General features: G+C 60.3%; 17 protein-coding genes. 5 read left to right on the top strand and 12 right to left on the bottom strand.

Going from position 1 to position 16,927, the window contains the following annotated elements; all coding sequences use genetic code 11:
- Nucleotides 1-444 precede the first annotated feature (444 nt).
- The 6 genes from ASE28_RS18815 to ASE28_RS18800 all read right to left on the bottom strand — a co-directional run bounded on the left by ASE28_RS18815 (nucleotide 445) and on the right by ASE28_RS18800 (nucleotide 6,546).
- On the bottom strand, nucleotides 445-1,272 hold the full coding sequence (locus ASE28_RS18815) for a TniQ family protein (protein ID WP_057267996.1): 828 nt from the start codon (nucleotides 1,270-1,272) through the stop codon (nucleotides 445-447).
- Nucleotides 1,273-1,279: 7 nt separating this feature from the next.
- Complete coding sequence (locus ASE28_RS31540) at nucleotides 1,280-2,197, bottom strand: TniQ family protein (protein WP_082608149.1); 918 nt, start codon at nucleotides 2,195-2,197, stop codon at nucleotides 1,280-1,282.
- Between the two features lie 25 nt (nucleotides 2,198-2,222).
- Nucleotides 2,223-3,188: a TniB family NTP-binding protein gene (locus ASE28_RS18810; RefSeq protein ID WP_057267995.1), complete on the bottom strand. Its 966-nt coding sequence runs from the start codon at nucleotides 3,186-3,188 to the stop codon at nucleotides 2,223-2,225.
- Nucleotides 3,185-5,146: a DDE-type integrase/transposase/recombinase gene (locus ASE28_RS18805; protein ID WP_057267994.1), complete on the bottom strand. Its 1,962-nt coding sequence runs from the start codon at nucleotides 5,144-5,146 to the stop codon at nucleotides 3,185-3,187. Before ASE28_RS18805 ends, ASE28_RS18810 begins: the two co-directional genes overlap by 4 nt.
- Nucleotides 5,112-5,816, bottom strand: coding sequence for a TnsA endonuclease N-terminal domain-containing protein (locus ASE28_RS32160; RefSeq protein ID WP_157422038.1), 705 nt, complete (start codon nucleotides 5,814-5,816; stop codon nucleotides 5,112-5,114). The genes ASE28_RS18805 and ASE28_RS32160 overlap by 35 nt, the downstream gene beginning before the upstream one ends.
- A 355-nt stretch (nucleotides 5,817-6,171) precedes the next feature.
- Nucleotides 6,172-6,546: a hypothetical protein gene (locus ASE28_RS18800; protein WP_235516167.1), complete on the bottom strand. Its 375-nt coding sequence runs from the start codon at nucleotides 6,544-6,546 to the stop codon at nucleotides 6,172-6,174.
- Nucleotides 6,547-6,816: 270 nt separating this feature from the next.
- On the opposite strand from ASE28_RS18800, the gene ASE28_RS32155 reads away from it, so the two are divergent.
- From ASE28_RS32155 to ASE28_RS18790, 3 genes are all read left to right on the top strand, one after another.
- A complete protein-coding gene (locus ASE28_RS32155; RefSeq protein ID WP_157422037.1) occupies nucleotides 6,817-7,200 on the top strand; it encodes a hypothetical protein in 384 nt (127 codons plus the stop codon).
- A gap of 228 nt (nucleotides 7,201-7,428) precedes the next feature.
- The gene (locus ASE28_RS18795; protein ID WP_057267993.1) at nucleotides 7,429-7,770 is read left to right on the top strand and encodes a hypothetical protein; all 342 of its coding nucleotides are present in this window, start codon (nucleotides 7,429-7,431) and stop codon (nucleotides 7,768-7,770) included.
- A 385-nt stretch (nucleotides 7,771-8,155) separates the two neighbouring features.
- A complete protein-coding gene (locus tag ASE28_RS18790; protein ID WP_057267992.1) occupies nucleotides 8,156-8,785 on the top strand; it encodes a hypothetical protein in 630 nt (209 codons plus the stop codon).
- Nucleotides 8,786-8,896: 111 nt separating this feature from the next.
- Here ASE28_RS18790 and ASE28_RS18785 read toward each other — a convergent pair whose 3' ends face one another.
- From ASE28_RS18785 to ASE28_RS31535, 3 genes are all read right to left on the bottom strand, one after another.
- Complete coding sequence (locus ASE28_RS18785; RefSeq protein WP_057267991.1) at nucleotides 8,897-10,288, bottom strand: iron-containing redox enzyme family protein; 1,392 nt, start codon at nucleotides 10,286-10,288, stop codon at nucleotides 8,897-8,899.
- Nucleotides 10,289-10,458: 170 nt separating this feature from the next.
- On the bottom strand, nucleotides 10,459-11,757 hold the full coding sequence (locus ASE28_RS18780; RefSeq protein WP_057267990.1) for a phosphoribosylamine--glycine ligase: 1,299 nt from the start codon (nucleotides 11,755-11,757) through the stop codon (nucleotides 10,459-10,461).
- Nucleotides 11,754-12,707, bottom strand: coding sequence for a class I SAM-dependent methyltransferase (locus ASE28_RS31535; protein WP_157422036.1), 954 nt, complete (start codon nucleotides 12,705-12,707; stop codon nucleotides 11,754-11,756). The genes ASE28_RS18780 and ASE28_RS31535 overlap by 4 nt, the downstream gene beginning before the upstream one ends.
- A 667-nt stretch (nucleotides 12,708-13,374) precedes the next feature.
- Between ASE28_RS31535 and ASE28_RS18765 the strand changes: the two genes are divergently transcribed.
- Both ASE28_RS18765 and ASE28_RS18760 read left to right on the top strand, forming a co-directional pair.
- Nucleotides 13,375-14,433: an acyl-CoA/acyl-ACP dehydrogenase gene (locus tag ASE28_RS18765; RefSeq protein WP_057267987.1), complete on the top strand. Its 1,059-nt coding sequence runs from the start codon at nucleotides 13,375-13,377 to the stop codon at nucleotides 14,431-14,433.
- Nucleotides 14,434-14,488: 55 nt separating this feature from the next.
- Complete coding sequence (locus ASE28_RS18760) at nucleotides 14,489-15,079, top strand: SAM-dependent methyltransferase (protein WP_057267986.1); 591 nt, start codon at nucleotides 14,489-14,491, stop codon at nucleotides 15,077-15,079.
- Nucleotides 15,080-15,594: 515 nt separating this feature from the next.
- Here the strand turns inward: ASE28_RS18760 and ASE28_RS18755 are convergent.
- From ASE28_RS18755 to ASE28_RS32150, 3 genes are read right to left on the bottom strand one after another with little or no spacing between them, the layout of a single operon-like run.
- On the bottom strand, nucleotides 15,595-15,846 hold the full coding sequence (locus tag ASE28_RS18755) for a YgjV family protein (RefSeq protein ID WP_057267985.1): 252 nt from the start codon (nucleotides 15,844-15,846) through the stop codon (nucleotides 15,595-15,597).
- 21 nt (nucleotides 15,847-15,867) lie between these two features.
- Nucleotides 15,868-16,545: a glycosyltransferase family 2 protein gene (locus tag ASE28_RS18750; RefSeq protein WP_057267984.1), complete on the bottom strand. Its 678-nt coding sequence runs from the start codon at nucleotides 16,543-16,545 to the stop codon at nucleotides 15,868-15,870.
- Between the two features lie 40 nt (nucleotides 16,546-16,585).
- A complete protein-coding gene (locus ASE28_RS32150) occupies nucleotides 16,586-16,834 on the bottom strand; it encodes a hypothetical protein (protein WP_157422035.1) in 249 nt (82 codons plus the stop codon).
- Nucleotides 16,835-16,927: the final 93 nt, after the last annotated feature.

Genomic DNA, 16,927 nt, shown 5'->3' with positions numbered 1-16,927 from the left:
CGATGTCGATTCCTCGTGAGTCTTGTACTACCGTCTCAATCAAATCAACAGGTTACAGAGACGCCCAAGGGCAACGTTTGTACTGCTTATTCACTCAGTGTTGTATTTTTCCGAGCCTTATTCACTAAGTGTTGTACTTGTCGAAAGGCAACATGGGGCTGAGAGCACTCAATGCCGCCCGCACTTCTGCCTGGGACCGGCCCAGCCGGCCAACCGGTCGCCTACGCCCTCGGAGTAGATCGCCTGGAAATGCGAACCTCACCCGGGCGTCTGCCGCTTGGCGTAGCAGGGCGCAGGACAACGAGTCGCTCTTCCTGAACTGCGGCCTCGAGTGCCTTGACGGTTCGTCTGAGGCTTTCCCGCTTCAGTTGGCTGCGGACCGAGGAATCGGATTCGAGCTTTGGATTTTTGGTTGCCATGGAAACTCCCCAGTGAAGAGCGAATTCAATTCTGAGAGTGTGCTGTGGTTTGCAGCGGATGGCTACTCGCGGACTCAAGCATCGTCAGCAAGCTCTGCTCGTGACGACGCATCATCTCGTCGTGTGTAAGCCGAAACTGCGAGGCGTGCGGCAAGAACCCTTGCCGTTCGATCGTCTTCAAGCGCCTCAACCCATGGGCCTTTTGTTCACCCTGGATCTGCACTTTTCCAAGCACCAGAGCGGCTAGCGCCGCGCGCCCGTTGTTGAGCAGCGCCTGCTCCCACGGCGTAGTCAACTCTTGGGCCAAAGTGTCCACCGACACCTGCCAGTTCGTGGTGAGAAGCTCTGCGCAATGCATGCACCGATCTAGGGTTGCTACCCCCAGACCATCTGGGCCCGCATCGCACATATCTTGCGGCAGACTGGCTCGCTTGCCGCAGTGCGGACAACACTCCAAGAGCAGACACGAATGCTCTGGGCACCATCGCCAACACTTGAAGCGCCACTCAAGGCGAAAGTACTTGACCCTGTCCGTCGCAAGACAAGCAGCGCAGAACCGGTGGTAAGCGACTGAGTTGTGCCTCAAAAGAAACCGCTCGCCATAGGGATCTACTTTCCTCAGCCGCTCCATCAGCAGATCCACATGCCTGAAGGTTCCTGCAGCGCTGGTGTGGGTACTTGCGAGCGCTTGAAACGACAATTTGGCGAACGCCATTTCACAGTCCACGCCGATCCCCACACCCAGGAATCGAGCCAGCTCCCTTGGCGCGACCACTTGGCGAAACGCCACCCGCATCAACCATGACGAGGGACTTTCCATTTCCTGATGATCAGGGACATCCAGTAGCTTCATGGGTTGTTCAAAAGAGACTCATCTGAGCAATTTCCCGATGTCGTAGCGCGAGCGCCTCGGCTTCTCGCTCGCCAAATATCGCTGCGTACCATCCCATTGCCAGCGCCCGATCCCTCCGTCCGACAGGATTGAGAATGGTCCCCAGCAAAGGCGCCTCTACGACCTCGTTCCGAAGGTCATGCAGGCCTTTCCCGGATTCCTGGCAACGTTGAATTCGGGTCACGGCACGGAGTACCATCCCGCACGCATCGGCAGCACTTGGCGCCGCGATCAAGGCGCCACGTCGCGGCGACACAAATGCAGCGTCCATCGCTCCGAGGGCCCATAGCAGACTCAGCCAGGCATCGAGTGAGATCCCAGGGCAAGCCATCCCCAGAAAGCCGAAGTCCGGCTCTTTCCCGTAAAACAGATCATGGGTAATCTGCTGCGCAATGGTGATCTGCGCAGGGATCTCTTGTACACCAACATCGCGCCCGAGGTAATGCTTGCAATGACTCCATTCGACTGAAGGTCGGGCCCACCGAAGTGACGCGCCACAGGATGGACACTTGTCCTGCAGCAGACATCGATGGCGCAGACAGAGCACCGACAATGAAAGGTCCCAATGGGCCTCACAGTACGCGGCATCTCTCACGCATGCCAGGCACACCTGCGGACGTCGAGTCCGCAGCATGGCCCTGATTCTGAAATGATGTCCATAGCACGCGACATTGCCGACACCATGTCGCGCACCATGAGGCAAGAGATTGGACCGAAGTTCCGCCGTCAGTCCCACCAGCCCCATGAGCGCGACTTCGTGGTGGGCATTGAAGGTTTCGTTCTCTCCCATGCCCACCAACTGCCGCAGCTTCGCCAGGCTCATAGCGTTGGCGGACGCCACCCGCAACATGAACCCAATACCAGACTCGGTCGGGTACGGGGTCACCGCTATGGGTAGCCGGTCACTATGACTAGGCAAAGGGATTGCTCCGCAGACTACCTTGACCAAACACAAGCCCGAACGCCTGCTGGAACGATTCACGTTTGAGCGCAAGATCCGCCTTGTCGTGTGCAACCAGTACCGCTTCGACGATCAACTGTTTGAAGGTGCGCAAATTTCCGTTGGTGGCCATGTGCAGCAAGGTGCCAAAGGCATTGTCAGCAATCAGCCCCACATTGAAAACTACCGACTGGCCGGCGAAGGCTCGCAAGAATCCCAACCAGTTGACATCCGCGGCAAACGGATCCAGCGTCTCGCGGCCTGCAACCCGAGAGCAGAAATGAGGCGCAACCGATTTCAGGTTGTCCAATTCGCTTGACCCCGCGAGCACCAAACTGACTCGGCACTCATCCATCAGCTCCCGAAAGAACTCAATCGACTCGTGCTCCTCGAGCTCCAGGACCTTGGTGCTATGTTTGTTCAGCAAGTGATGCGCTTCATCCAACCAAACCAGGCGCGTGCCATTGGAACGAAGTGCCTCGAAAACCAAATGCCTGCGCTCGTAGAGCTGCTTGTAGGAACCACCAGCAAACGGATACCGCAGCTGCCGCAGGAGCTCACGAACAAACAGGCCGGATGAGGGTCGCTTAGGAACACGAAGTCCGATAGCACCCATGCTGTTCGCGAACAGGGACGACCGCGGCAGTGAATCACGGAAGAACTGAAACAACACGGTTTTCCCACTCCCGGGCGGGCCGATGAGCCGAATTCCATTGGGCGTTGACAGCTCCGTCCCAAGTTGAAAAAGCCGGTCTAGCGAGCGTAGACCCGCGGCGAAGGCTGTGTGGTTGACGTAGATCTTTTCAATCCCTGCAGCCACGCGCAATGCATTCACTGAGTACATCGTCAGACGACGTGCATGCATCTCGGACTCGGCTGGATCCAGAGCATCCAGAGCCATGGAATCCGAGAAATTGGAGGAAGACTTGGCATTCATGGGTTTGCGTAGGAAAAGGAATCAAAAGTGGGGATGGGGGCGTCCGCTGGCAGGGCCTCCAAGGGCAGTACCAGCATCAAAGGGGAGGGGGCAGAGGGCTCGAGAGCGTCGCCCGCAAGTACTTTTGACGAAGTCATGTTCTGGTACCGGCCCGCTTGCAATGCATCCGCGCGCCCTCGGCTGGTGGTTGCATCCATCCAATGGTCGTGAAGCGCCAATTTGGCATCCAACAGACCTTTTTCACGCTCTGGACTTGTCAACGTCTTGCGGCCAAAGTCGCGGATCAGCCGGTGCTGGTTAAAGCTCAGGCCCTTCGCGTAGTGCTTCCAACGACACTCGGCTGTGTGCCACGTGAAGCCATCGGGGTCCAGGACATGAAGGTTGAAGATGTCGTCGGGGTCCCACTTGCACAGGAGTTTCAGTCCCGAGCCATGCTTGTTGATCACTCTGCTGAAGTCAACGCATCCGAAAGGCAACCCCATCATCTCAATCCCCCCTTTTCCCAGGGTTAAGTACTTACTCATGCCAGTAGCAAGCTTGAGTTCGTCAAGACTCGATGGGTACTGGACTGGAGGAATCTGCGCAAGACTCTCTACCAACAGCTCATGAGGAGTTGCCATCTTGTGCCAGTTTGGCTGCTGAGCGTGCACATCCACAACAAACATCATCAAGCCCTTGACCAGGTCGGAGAAGGTGATGGCCGCGTCTTTGTATGGATCAATGCGCAGCACGTTGGCCACGGTTTTAGTTATCTTTCCCTTGAGCAAGGTCAGAGTGTTCAGCGTAGAAAAAAAGCGCTCTACCTGTGGCTTCAGCCAAGGTGTCCGAACTCGGCAGTACGTGAGATCAACGCCCAACGTCATCGCCATGGTCTTGAAACTAAACGAGTGGAATTCCAGGCCGTTGTCGACGACGAACTCGTCGGATAGTCCGCCGGATAGCCACGCATTCTTCAAGCCAGCACACGCGACCAGATCGTCCTTGATCTGAATCGCATTTCTCACAACTCCGCTGACAGAAGTCATTCCTGGACCATAGAAGCTTAAATAGAAGCCGACGATGTACCCGCTGTAGGCACAGATCGCAATGGTAAGGAGCGGGCGCCCGAGCGGAAGACCAGTCCGGTCGCAGATGACAACCCAATTCAATGGGGTGTGGTCAATCTGAACAGACTGCATCGCGTAGGAAGCAAATCCTTCAGGAAAGGCGGTTCGGCACACGATTCGAGCACGAGCGACACCTTCGCGGCTCGCGACGCGCTGGTAGAGGTCCACTGTTTTGACTCGGCGCTGTAGCGTCGAGTAGGGCACTTGCGCCTCTTCAGCAGGGATCTCCCCGCTCTTGCACAGCGCTTTGAGTTCGCGCTTTAGATCATCATGCGCGAATTGAAGTGTATGCCGGGCGGTGGTGAAGTATGAGCGCTTGAGTACCTTCCAGATTGTCTTTTCCACCGTCTCATGAAGCCGTCGAGGAGAACGACGTCGCCTGTGCGCATCGATGAGGGCAACGACATTCATGCAGGCGGTTTGATACTTGCGCGCCCACAACATGACGGCGGTCGCAGAAGGTGGTCGCGTGTGGCCATTTTTCGCCGCCGTCTCGGCGATGACGACAGCCACCTTCGCGCGCTGGCCACGGCTCACCTTCCCTTTCTGGAGGGCCCTGACATAGAGAAGACGGTAGTCGAGGCTCGCACGCTCCTTTGCCGAAAGAGTTGAGAGATCCACTACGATCGGAGGCTCAACCGAGTCCTCACCGTCGGTGAGCGGCTTTTCACCCACGATGATCACAAGCTTCTTGGCCTGGATATCCCCGACCAGCCGCTGTCTGGTGTACTCAATGGGTCGGCGGGTAATGACATCCTCAAGCAGGTAGCTGCCGCCTTCAAGTTCCCTCACGACCTCCAGCGTTCGTTGGCCGTTCCTAAGCGCCAAGCCAGCTTGCAAAGCGAATCGCATGGCTACCTCCCAGGCAATGTTGATCGGGAAGATGGACGATGGCGCCGTCGCTGATGTCCAGATCAGCGCCAAGCTGCAGTTGTTGGTGAGCCACCATGTGCAGCAGCGTGACCTTCTGTACGCCTCGATTGATCAGCTCTTCGAAGGACAGACCTTGTGAAGCCTGCTGCAAGGCGGAGATCACAAGCGCTTTCTCGAGCAGAGGGTAGGTACCTTTGGCGTATCTGCGAATCCGCTTGGCACGCTCATGCAGATCATGCTTTTTCAGTAGGAGGTCGTGAGCCACCACGAAGCGCATGGACTGGGTTGCCAGCTTGCTTTCTGCTTGGGTGAATTTTTCTTTGTATCGCTTGATCTTCGAAACAGGCTTCACCTCCACCACGGCTTTGGATCCGTCCACGAATCCAACGAGAAAGTCCGGCGTGTACCGGCCAGCTGCGAGTTCGAGCGTGAATGGCTGGTGCACGATGGAGCGCACATAGGGGAACCCGAGGCAGACATAGACGAAGTCGCGTTCGAGCGAACTATCGGCCTCGATAGCGGTTTTCTGCAGGTGGGGTAGATTGATCGCGCGGACTGTGTGAGCGGGTGAGCGCGTCACGACCTTTCGCGCGGGAGGGCTTGCACCCGGCTCGGTGCCGGGCGTTGTGCTGGTAGCTTTTCTTGGCATAGTTACTCCTGTAGGTTGGGCTCAGCCCACCCGCAACCAGAGATTTGCGGGCGCGGCTTGACATCGCCGCAGTCACAGGAGTAAATTCACCACAAAGGGGCCGAATCCTTAGGTGGCAGTTAACTCCGCGACCGACAGCGCCGATCATCTGAAAGGGTGGTTGGCGTTTGTTCTTTCTAGGGTGGGTTTCTCCTGAATGTTTCGATACCGCACGAAGAGCAGGGAGATATCGCTGCTCTGGGACTGCGATGTGTTGTGGCCTTCTTTGTCTGGTTTCAGTTACATGGCAGTGCTCGCACCCCACCTTATTGACGTTAAGGTTCGCGGCTACTAGGCGTATCTCGCCAAGCGACAATCAGTCGGGCAAGGTGTCATTGCGCAAATGCCATTCCAGACGCTGCGTAGTCGTGCGCATGATCCAGATAGACCGCTCCGCAGTGCACCATTGTTTGGCAACCAAACTCTGCAGAACTGCATGCACGGTGGCATCGTGGTCGCCGTCAAAAGCCACAAGCTTGCACTGGCAGTAAGGAATCATCTGCTCCACCAAATCCGCGCAGACTTCGAAGGCCTTGATCACTTCGGTAGGTGAGGTACCCAGGGCATAGAACTTCCCGGCCTCCTCGACGATTGAGATTTTTGGCTGAGCGCCTGCGAGGGCGGAATGTACCGCTGTAACGGGAAAGTCCAGCGGTACTCCAGGGTAGGCGGCTCTGTTGACATCGAGCATTTGTGCTCCTTTCAAAGGAGTCCAACATACTCGCTGTACACTGAAATTTCAATATTAGCGGAGCAGCACGATGCTTTGCTTGCATAACATGTCAGCTAGGCCTTAACAGCTCTCACGCGATAGATGCTCCGGCACCAACTGTCAGGCAAGCGACCAGCCATGCGATCTTGACGACGACACCAAACCTGCCAGTAGCCGTTGATCTGTAAGCGGCCAGCGCCCCCAGAAGCACCTCAAATGTGGCTCGTGCGAGTGCGCGAGAGGACAACGATGAATGCACTTGTCTTTGTAAATGAGCGACCAGCCCCTGATGTCCAATCTCAGTCCGAAGTAGATCTTCGTCACTGGCGCGTTTTGCAGCGGGGCAATGGTGCCCTCCACCTTGCGGCTCAGATGGCCTCAGGATCGTTCAGGGTTACATCGGCTCTGCTCGCCATCGACCTTGTCCGCGCCATCATCAAGACAGACTCGGGTCGCAGCTATCGACTGTGCGCTCCACCAGAGGAAAACGAGTTTCTGCGGGGCCTGATCACATTGAACGCTGCACGGGATCTTGTCGTGGTATCCGATGACGTGAGCGAGGCCATCTGGAAGGCAGTCTCGTCCGGTGCTTGGAATGGCGAAGAGGGCAGCTTGCTGCCGCCCATTCATTAGCGCCCGGGCCATAGGTCTGCATGGATTTTGTGCGCGGAAAGGCTAGTGCGGCAACTTGTTCGCGCTATCGGAGGTATGCGGCCTGCCGGAGACAACTTCGATGCCACATATGTTGGGCATTTGCTCGCGAAATGCTAAATATATGTGGCAGTGGGGTGCGCGATATCGCGCCAGACGAATGGACGCGCGTCCTCTTTTGGGACAATCGAGGCTCCCAACCTCCCACCGATGAAGCACTTCCAATTCAAATGGGTCCTTCGGGACCAGCAATATGTGTTCTCCGCCCTGGCCCAGACCAGCCGAACCCAACAACCCGAAGTAGAAGCCGAGCTGGTCGAGATCTGGACTTGGCTGCAGCGCCAGAAGCTGCGCCCCGGCCAGTTCGGCTGGGATGCCACCCGCAAGACCACCACCACCAAGATGGAAACGCTTTCAGTGAGCCATGGCGCTCTCGAGAGTGACGGCGAGACCATCTTTCATCCCCAGGAAACCCGGCTGGTGTTGACGCTGCCCGACACGGCAGCAGTCAATTTCCGGTTCGAGTTCAACGTGGTGGACGATCGAGGGTAAAACTGCCGGTATGCAACCAGTTTCCCCATCATCCCGGAACTGCTGCGGCATCTGCTGCGCGACCAGCTACCGCAAGGGATCGAACGCGATGCCCACGGTGCAATGCGCACGACGCAGCGGCTGCGCTGCACCGGTTGCGAATGGGAGTTTCTGGATGTGCAGTCATGGCGCCAGGGTGATCCATGGATTCCAATTCCGCCCGAGGCAGATCAATGAGCAGCACCTACCTCGTCTCATCGAGCAAAGACAGCGACCAGCAGTTGGCAATAGCATGGCTCGGGCTCGTAACATGGGCGTGTTTGCAAACATGGCCATGTTTGGTCGGTTCGGGAACACCCGGAAGTGACACGGCTCCAATTCCCAGACTTCCTACAGGAGCACTGATATGAGCGCCAAACCAATCATCGCCCTGGATGCGGATGGCGTGCTCCTCGACTACGGCTTGGCCTATGCATCTGTCTGGGAGCGCGCGTTTGGTCGTCGACCTCTGGAGCGGGATAGGGATGCCTACTCTCCCCTCGATCGGTGGGCCGTCGGATTTCTTGAAGGTGAGCGCCTGGCCGCGCTGCGGGCCTGCATGGACGAGCAATTTTGGTCTTCTGTTCCACCTCTGAAGCTGGCAGTTGAAGCATGCCATCGGCTTCACGACGCGGGGTATGACTTGGTCTGCGTCTCTGCGCTTGCTCGGCAATTTGAAGGGGCCCGCCTCAGGAATCTGAGGGATGCAGGGTTTCCCATTGAGCGTGTGATCGCGACAGGACGCTCAGCAGGGGAGCGAAGCCCGAAGGCCGACGCCATTGAGCAGCTTGCGCCACTGGCTTTCGTTGACGACTTCCTACCGTACTTCCGAGGGATCGCGCCGAGTGTTCATCGCGCTCTGATCTGCAGGGGCCTCAATGGGACGCCCAACGTCGGGCCGGAACTCGACGAGATTCATTCCTCACACGGTGATTTGTGGAAGTTCAGCGAGTGGATGCTCGATCCTGGTCGCACGTTGCGTTCGGGGGCAGCGTAGGTCTGCACGGCGCCTCAAATCGCGGACGCTGATGAAATGCTGGGCTGGATGAAGTGCGTAACCAGACGCCTTCTCGATCGGGAACCCAATCCAGCTAGGCCCCGTTTTTGACTAGACTGAACGGTTGAGGAACATTCTGGTGGCCAGCAAGCCCACCGGTGTCCAGTGCAGGGCAGGCGACATGGCCTGCACAAGCAAGTCGCGCTTTTCGGCCGTGCCGAGAGTGGGGTAGCGCTTCTCAAAGATTTCCAGGTCCGTGTCCAGCCCCGCCGCAACGGGCTCGGACCGGCCACCCTTGGCGGCTTTGAGCCGCTCGGCCACGCGAAAGCTCATCTGCCGCTTGCCCGTACCGGGCGTGGCGCCTGTCTCGAAGGGCGCACCATCGGCACTGGCCGGGCCGCGGATCCAGTCGTGGATCACCTGCAGTTCGTAGGGCGAGAACACGCCGAACATCTCGGCACGCTCGCCCTGCAGCAGGTGCCAGAAGCGGCTGTCGGTCACCGGTTGGTTGCGCTTGATCCAGCCGGCTTGCTCCAGTGCGGCCAGAAACTGCGGCAGGTCGTCGGCACTGGAGAGCCAGTCGTTCACACTGCGACCCGCCACCTTGCAGAAGTCGGAGTGCGCACCGTATCCCGACGGCGCTTTGCGCGCCAGGATGGCGACCACCTCGCTGTCGATGTCGAAACCGCTGATCACGTCCAGTGTGCTGACGCCCACGTTGCCCAGCTTGGCGCCGGCACGCACCCGGCGCCAGTAGTCACCGCCATCGTCGATGCGCGGGGCGGCTTCCAGCGCCGCTACGCAGGCGCGCTTGGCATGCCCGGTGTCGGCATTGTCGACCGTGACGTGCAGAGTGAAGTAGTAGGGGTCGATGCCCAGTTCGTTGAGCTCGAAGGAGGTGATGAGCAGGTGCAGGGGCAACTGCTCATATCCCAGGTTGAAGCCCACGATCTCGGGCAAAAACTCCTGCGCATTCCAGCCCAGTGCCACCTGCACCAGCCCTTGCTGGTACAGCGCGTCGGGCAGGTCTTCGATCGGGTCGAGCCCGTAGTTGGCCAGCAGAGCGCGGTAGAGCTTTACGTGGTTCTTGTCGGCCAGGCCATCACCCAGTTCTTCCACATAGGTGGTGACCAGGTCGGACAAACGGGAGTTGTCGGCATGTGCGCACAGGCCGTACAGCCAGGAGCCATCGACCAGCTTTGTGGGCGCCACATTGCGCAGAAAGTACAGGGCATGCGCGCGGTTCTTGAAATAGCGGCGCGGCGAACCGGCCTTGCGCTCGTCCAGATAAGCCTGGTACAGGCCGTGCACCTTCTGGATATTGGCCTCCATCCAGGCCGTCAGGTCGGCGGGATTCTCAGGGAGATCGTCCGCGTGCGCAGCCACGTCCTGCAGGGTGCGGCGCAGAAAATCGGCTGCCGCTTCGCGCTCCGGTGGCGTCGGAATGTGGTTGGCCAGACGGTCATAGAGAGGCGCATGGAGCGCAGCCGGGGCGGATGCCATGGAGACGAGAGGGGCGATGGTCGGTTCGGAACGAAGGCGTTCCTGCAGATGAAGGTACATGGCGTGTTGTGTGTAGGTATGTCCCTGAGGGTGGGCCATCGCCGCCTGCGCCACCATCGGGCCAGCGCTCCGATCCGCGTGGGCGGCCTCCTACGGCCGGCCTCTGGTGCCTACAAATAGCCCCACCGGTGCAGGTTGCCAAGGGCCTCGTCCGACACCCGCACACCGATGTCTTCGCGGTAGCGCAGGTTGGGCACGTAGACCTTGCGCGCCAGCGCCAGCGCGCTGGCGCTGGCCGCCGCCACGGTAGGCGCGCAGCCCGTTGCCACGCCCACATAGCCGCTGGTGCCGCTGGTGATGAGCGCGCCCTGGCGCAGTTCCACCTCGGCAAAGGCGATGGCGGCGCGCTCTGCCATTGACAGGCCCTCGTCCAGGATCACGGGAATGCCCTTGGAGATTTCCTCGTATCCCTGGGTGTAGGGGAACGGCGGTACCGTCAACACGATGCCCACGGCAAAATCCGGCACTGTGTCGAAATGGTTGGCCGAGCGGTGCAGCATCTTCTGGAAGATGGCTTCCCATGGCTCCCGGTGCAGGCGCTCGCAGATGGCGTAGCCGGGGTAGCCGAAGCGGCTGGTGAACTCCAGCGGCCACAGCCCGTCAGCATTGGCCATGAGGTTCACGTTGATGTAGCCGCAGTAGCCGCCATCGCGCAGCACGCCTGCCAGGGGCTTGAGCACCTGGTCACGCAGCCTGCCGCTGCCGGCATAGCTGACCACGGTACCCATCTCGCCTGTCAGCTCGCCCAACTCACCCGGAAAGAATCGCTTGTGCTCGAAGTCGATGCACGCGGTTTCCATGAAATCCGTGCCGTTGAAATACCCGCCGACACCGATCTCGATGCCGTCGATGTACTCCATGAGCACGAAGTCCGGGGACGGTACGGGTGCTTCATGCACGCCGTAGAAATGGAGCAGCGCGGCCAAGTCGCTGCTGTCGCCCTTCTGCGCGATGTAGTTGCGTGTGCGCGGGCTGTTGGCGCCGTTGAATTTGAGCACATAGCGTTGCCGCCGCGAGGCGATGAAATCCGAGGCCTCACGGTAGCTGCTGAACGAGTGGCTGGCCGCGGTGCACAGGCCCGCCTCGCGCAGCACGGCCTGGCCATACTCGCGCTCGGCCTCCAGCCGGTCGCCCAGGGCGCTGCCACCGATGACCTGAAAGCCGTCCCTGCGCAACGCATCCTGCTGAGCGCCCTGGTCCGCCGTCTCGAAGAGGATCAGGCCCTCGGGCCCAGCCTCCCTGATCCAGCCCAGTTCCCTTTGCCAATCATGGGTGCGCGTAAGCATGCCGGCAAACACTCCGTGGCTGGCCGGGTCGCGCACGAACAGCCGCACCTCGTGGCCGCGTGCCTGCATGCCGCCGTACATGGCAGCCAGGTCATTGCAGTCACCGATGCCCAGGATCCTCACGCTGGCGGCCTTTGCACCACGAGCCCGATGGCAGCGATGCGGTCCACCCCTGCGTACTCGGGCCGGTCGAGTTCTTCGCCAAAGACGTCGGGGTCGATCTCGCGGCGCGTGAACGCGCAGCCCGTGCGTGCGGCAATGCCGGCGGCCCATTCGGAAAACGAGTCCACCCCCTGCACCACGGCGCTGCCGGTGTAGAGGACCAAGCGGCCGCCAGGCCTGAGGTGGGCGATGGATTGCTCCAGGATGCGCTGCGACAGCCCTTCGCCGTAGTCGCCGCCGCCATGCCGGTACGTGCGCCGCTCTGCGTCGACCAGGTACGGAGGGTTGGAGACGATCAGATCGAAGTCGCCCGTGATGCCTTGGAACAGGTCAGACTGGACGAAGGTGCAGAACTCCACCTGTGCAAGGCGTGCGTTGGCTTTGGCCAGCGCCAAGGCCTCAGGATTGATGTCGGCAAGCACCAATTCATCAACACTGCCGCCTGCGGAGCGCGCCGCAACAATACCGCCAGGCCCGCCACCGCAGCCCATGTCCAAGATGCGACCGTACGCTCCCAACGGGTGGGCAGCCAGCTCTTGAGCAATCAGTGCCGCAAAACGGTAAGTATCGGGGCCAAAGAAAACGGCATCCGCCTCCGAGGTAGGGAACCGCGAATGGGCGTATAGCTCACCGCCCAAGCTGCTCACGCGCACCATGCTTTGGTACATGCCCGTATCCTGCAGTTGAGTGAGTCCTTCGCTGACAAGCTTGTCACGCAACGGCAGTGGCAGCAACGCGCCATCGAACGGCAAATTCCAGCCGAATATGTCACGCAAATCTCGCGCAGCCTTTTCCACGCGATTGCGCAGCACGCGATGGTGCGTCAATGGCGTGGGAGTAGTGAATTCGTAGTGCCTTGACTTCAGGAAATTGCCCAGGTCTACCAACCGGGCAACGCAGTGATCATTCATGATGTTGAGCGTTATTCAGGGCTAGTCGAAGTAGCCGTTACCATGCGATCGTTCAGCATCCCTTGGCCAGATGGACCTCCAGCCGGTGCCCCAAGCATTGAGCTAGGTCGGGGCCAACTTTGATCGGTTGCCTCTGAGAACCCTCCTCCTCCCCAGCAAACGCTTCTGCTGGCTCTGTCAGCCCGACGGAAGCCGATGCGCCGTAGGCGACCATGGATAAGCCGGCACCGATGAAGGTCGCCGCGCGAGAAGTGGAATGCGGGGAGAAGAACATGAAGAACCTCCATAACGCTACAGCGACGATCATGGAATGAAGGACTGCACAAGTGTGTAGGAAAAACTGCAAAGCGAATGACGGCCCACTCGACCCGCTTTGCCGCCGGCGGGGTGTGGAAGAGCAACTTGAACGGGAGTCGGTTCGAACTTGAAAAGCAACGAGCGCCACTGAGGCGTGCTCCTGGGACGCGCCCTTTTGCTCCCATGAGGAGGCCCGACTCCAAATCCCATCCTCTTGGGGTTCGACTCGGTAGGTATGGGGATAGGCGCTTGCTCTGCGCGCGAGCGGTCAGGAGTCTGTCCCACAGAAGTGGGCGCCGCTTGCTGACCGGGTAACGAGTGTCGTACCGCCAAATTGAGCGGAATCAGCAACAGATCGACTCTTGCCCGCATGCCCATCCCTGACCGCCGAGCCCACCCTTATGCGCTCGCCGCCGTGTCCTCACTCGCCCAGGCCTTGCCCGGTATGGCAGCACTGTCCGTTGCCACACAGCTTCGGCAACTGGTTGGCATGGGCTTGGCTCGCTTGCCCCGACCGGGCGCGGGTTCGACGCTGCAGCGCTGGCAGGCGCTGAGTCACGTGGCGCAGCACAGCCTGTCACTAGCGAAGCTGTATGAGGGGCACTGCGATGCACTGGCCATTCTGCTAGAGCTAGGCCATGATCGAGGCGAGACCAACGAGACTTGGGCGGTTTGGGCGGCCGAGGTCCCCGGACAGCGGGTGCAAGTTCTGCCACGAGGCGACAGCGGTCTGGCCAAACTGTCCGGCGCTAAGGCCTGGTGCTCCGGTGCACAGGGGGTCAGCCACGCCCTGCTGACCGCATGGCGGCCGGGGCTGGACCAGAGCCAGTTGGTCGCCGTCGAACTCGGCCACGCCAGCATCCGCATGAACACCGGCGCCTGGCAGGCCGTGGGCATGGCCGACACGCTGAGCGCGGAGGTGGCTTTCGATGCCACGCCTGCCACACTGGTGGGCGAGCCTGGAGATTACCTGCGCAGGCCCGGCTTCTGGCATGGGGGTGCAGGCATTGCCGCCTGCTGGTATGGCGGCACGCTGGCCGTGGCCGACTCCCTATATCGCGGTATGCGCGGTCAGTCGTCCGAGCACCCGGCTTTCGCATACCGCGCTGCAGCCTTCGGCAAGGTGGATCGGGTGTTGGCAGGTATGGCCGCGCTGCTGCGCGAGAGCGCCGCCTGGATCGATGCGAACCCGCACGCGGACGCCATGGCCACGGCACTGCGTGTACGCCAAGCAGCAGAGGCTGCGGCCCACTGCGTGCTGGAGGAAACCGGGCGCGCGCTGGGCGCAACGCCCTACTGCCGCGACGCGGCGTTTGCACGCGCTGCGGCAGACCTGCCGGTTTTCATTCGCCAGAGTCACGGATACCGCGACGATGCGGCCCTTGCCAGCGCAGTGCTGGCGCAAGAGAACTACCCATGGGCACTCTGAACCATCCCGCTGCAGCCGAGGGCCTCCCCCCGGCCACTCGCCTCATCAGCGAGCGGTGCCTCCGCTGTTCGCCCGGGGCCCGGACCCCTGGCATTTCGAGGGTAGCTGGTACGAGGCCCGCAAGCGCGACCTGTTGTTGGCCAGCTTGCCGCATGCGCGATACGAGTCCATTTTCGAACCGGGCTGCGCTGGCGGTTTTGTTTCCGAGGCTTTGGCGCAGCGCTGCGACCGGCTTCTGGCCTGGGACGGCGCAGTGCGAGCAGTGGAGTACACGGCCAACCGGCTCAAGCCCTTCGCCCACGCCCAGGTCGCACAAGGCTGGGTGCCTAACCAATGGCCTCAGGGGCGCTTCGAACTGATCGTGCTCGGCGAGTTCTTGTACTACCTCCAAGAGACCGATATCGAGCGTCTAGCACAGCGATGCCGCGCCACTCTGCTCGCTTCTGGCTCGGCTGCCACCGTTGCTTCCTGTCACTGGCTACATCCATTCGACAGCTTCCCGTTGGGCGGGGCGCGCGTGCACGAGATCATGCACGGACACCTTCAGATGCCGCGTGTGGCCCAGTGGTGTGATGCGGACTTCTGCCTGGACATCTGGTCAAGCGCGCGGGAGAGCGTAGCCCAGCGAGAGGGTCGTCGCGAGTAGTATTAAGTCATCCTGCCCGGTGCCTCGCCCGGGCGCCTTAAGTGGCGTTCTTCCAAATGCCGTGATGGCATATGGAACTCTCTCGTGCGCGCGTTCATCGGCATTTTCGCGTTGTCCTTTTTGCTACCATGCGATGCCTGAGAACTCTTCGGGGGTGATGGTATGCCGCTGGAATACTTGCGCGAAATCTCTCGGGGGTCGCTCCCGCTGGAAGTGAGCGGCGTGGCACAAATCGACAAGCTGAGGGTACTTGCAGCGGCCGACATGGTCGTTGCAGATCTACCCGAAGTGGGCAAGGCGGGCTCAGCGAGCGTTCGCGAGATCACCGGATATGGCCGCGCCGCGCTTTCTGCGCCCAGCCCGAACAGACCTGCGTAGCCGAGGGATGGAGTCAAGCGCCTGGCATTGATTTTTACTGAGCCATTTTGCATCCGCAACCGTCGGTGCAAGGCACCGTCCCGGAACTCCTCACGCTCAGCGGCCGAATGTCGTGACGGGTTCGCGGGATGTGGCGGCTAGCCCTCGTCATCTTTTTTGTCTTCGGTTTTGAACAGACCCCTGATGTTCATGAAAGCCAGACACACCTGTAGCGCCATGAGCGCCATGGCATGGGTATACAGGCCCCAAGCCATCCACAGGACATTGCTTGCAAGGAACACCCAGAACCCGACGTTGCGGCGACTGGCGTCGTTGGAACCGACCAGCCATGCAGCCAGCACCGATGCCACGAAAGCGGGCCACTGTACCCAGTCAAGCCAGTCATCCATGGTTGAAATCTCCGTCGAAGTTCAGGATGCAGACGACGTCACCAGGGCACCGCTCAGTTGCATCAGCGTGGCGCCAAAGCCTCCAGGTGCCCGAAAATGCTTTCGAGAGCTGGTGGTCACGCGCGCTGCGGCAGTCCACGCAATCGACAGACCCCGCTCCAGCAGGCGGTGTACCAGGGCTACATCCTCGCCCGTGGCCAGTGGTAGGAAACCGCCGGACAGGTGATAGGCGTCGGCCGTGATGCCTAGATTGGCGCCGTGGATATGTCGATGGCCATCGCAGTCCTGGTAAAACGATTGGAAACTTGCGCGCACCTCATCGCCGTGTGCGCCCCAGTCGCGCACCTGTACCGTTCCGCAAACGGCGTCTGCCTGCAACCCGAGCTGCTGACTGATCCAATCGGGCGCTACCTCGCTGTCCGCATCGGTGAAGGCAAGCCATCGCGCCCCGGCAGCCAGTGCCGCTTGCGCTCCAATTGCACGGGCCGCGCCAACATTGCGAGCCCGACTTTGTACGGTCCGCACACGCGCGAACCCTCGGGCAATGCGCGCAGTGCCATCAGAGCAGTCGTCGAGCACTACGATGACGATCACCGGCTCGGTCGCCAAGGTGGGGCATAGGGCTGCCACAGTAAGGGAGCGCAGACATTGCGCAATGTGTTCTTCTTCGTTGTGAGCGGGAACGACAACCGCAATCATCGCCGGACACCTCGCGCTTCGAGCAAACGGTTAAAGCCGGTCATGGTTTCACCTCGGTTGCGGCGACTGAAATCGAGATGGCTGACTGCGCTGTCTGCGCCCGGGCCCCCGCCTCGACCCGGGCAATTTCCTCAGGAACCAATCCACCTATGAGCAGCCATATGGCAAAAGCTGCCGTCGCCACCACTTCGGCCCAAAGTAGCCCACGGTTCTCCCATGGCGAAACAGGTTGGGGAAACTCGCCGGCCAAGTTGCGAGAAGTAGTGGCATGGTTCTGTTCGGTCGCCATTTCGGCCTCCTGCGTGTGATGGAAGCAACGCTAACGTTTGCCTTCTGGGCTTCATGTCGGACGGCTCCTTCAGCAGATGTCATGGTGCGGCGC

This window comes from Acidovorax sp. Root219, from assembly GCF_001428665.1.
In the GTDB taxonomy this organism is placed as follows: Bacteria; Pseudomonadota; Gammaproteobacteria; order Burkholderiales; family Burkholderiaceae_C; genus Acidovorax.
The sequence above is the reverse complement of the archived record's forward strand: the minus strand, read 5'-3'. Positions and strand labels throughout refer to the sequence as shown.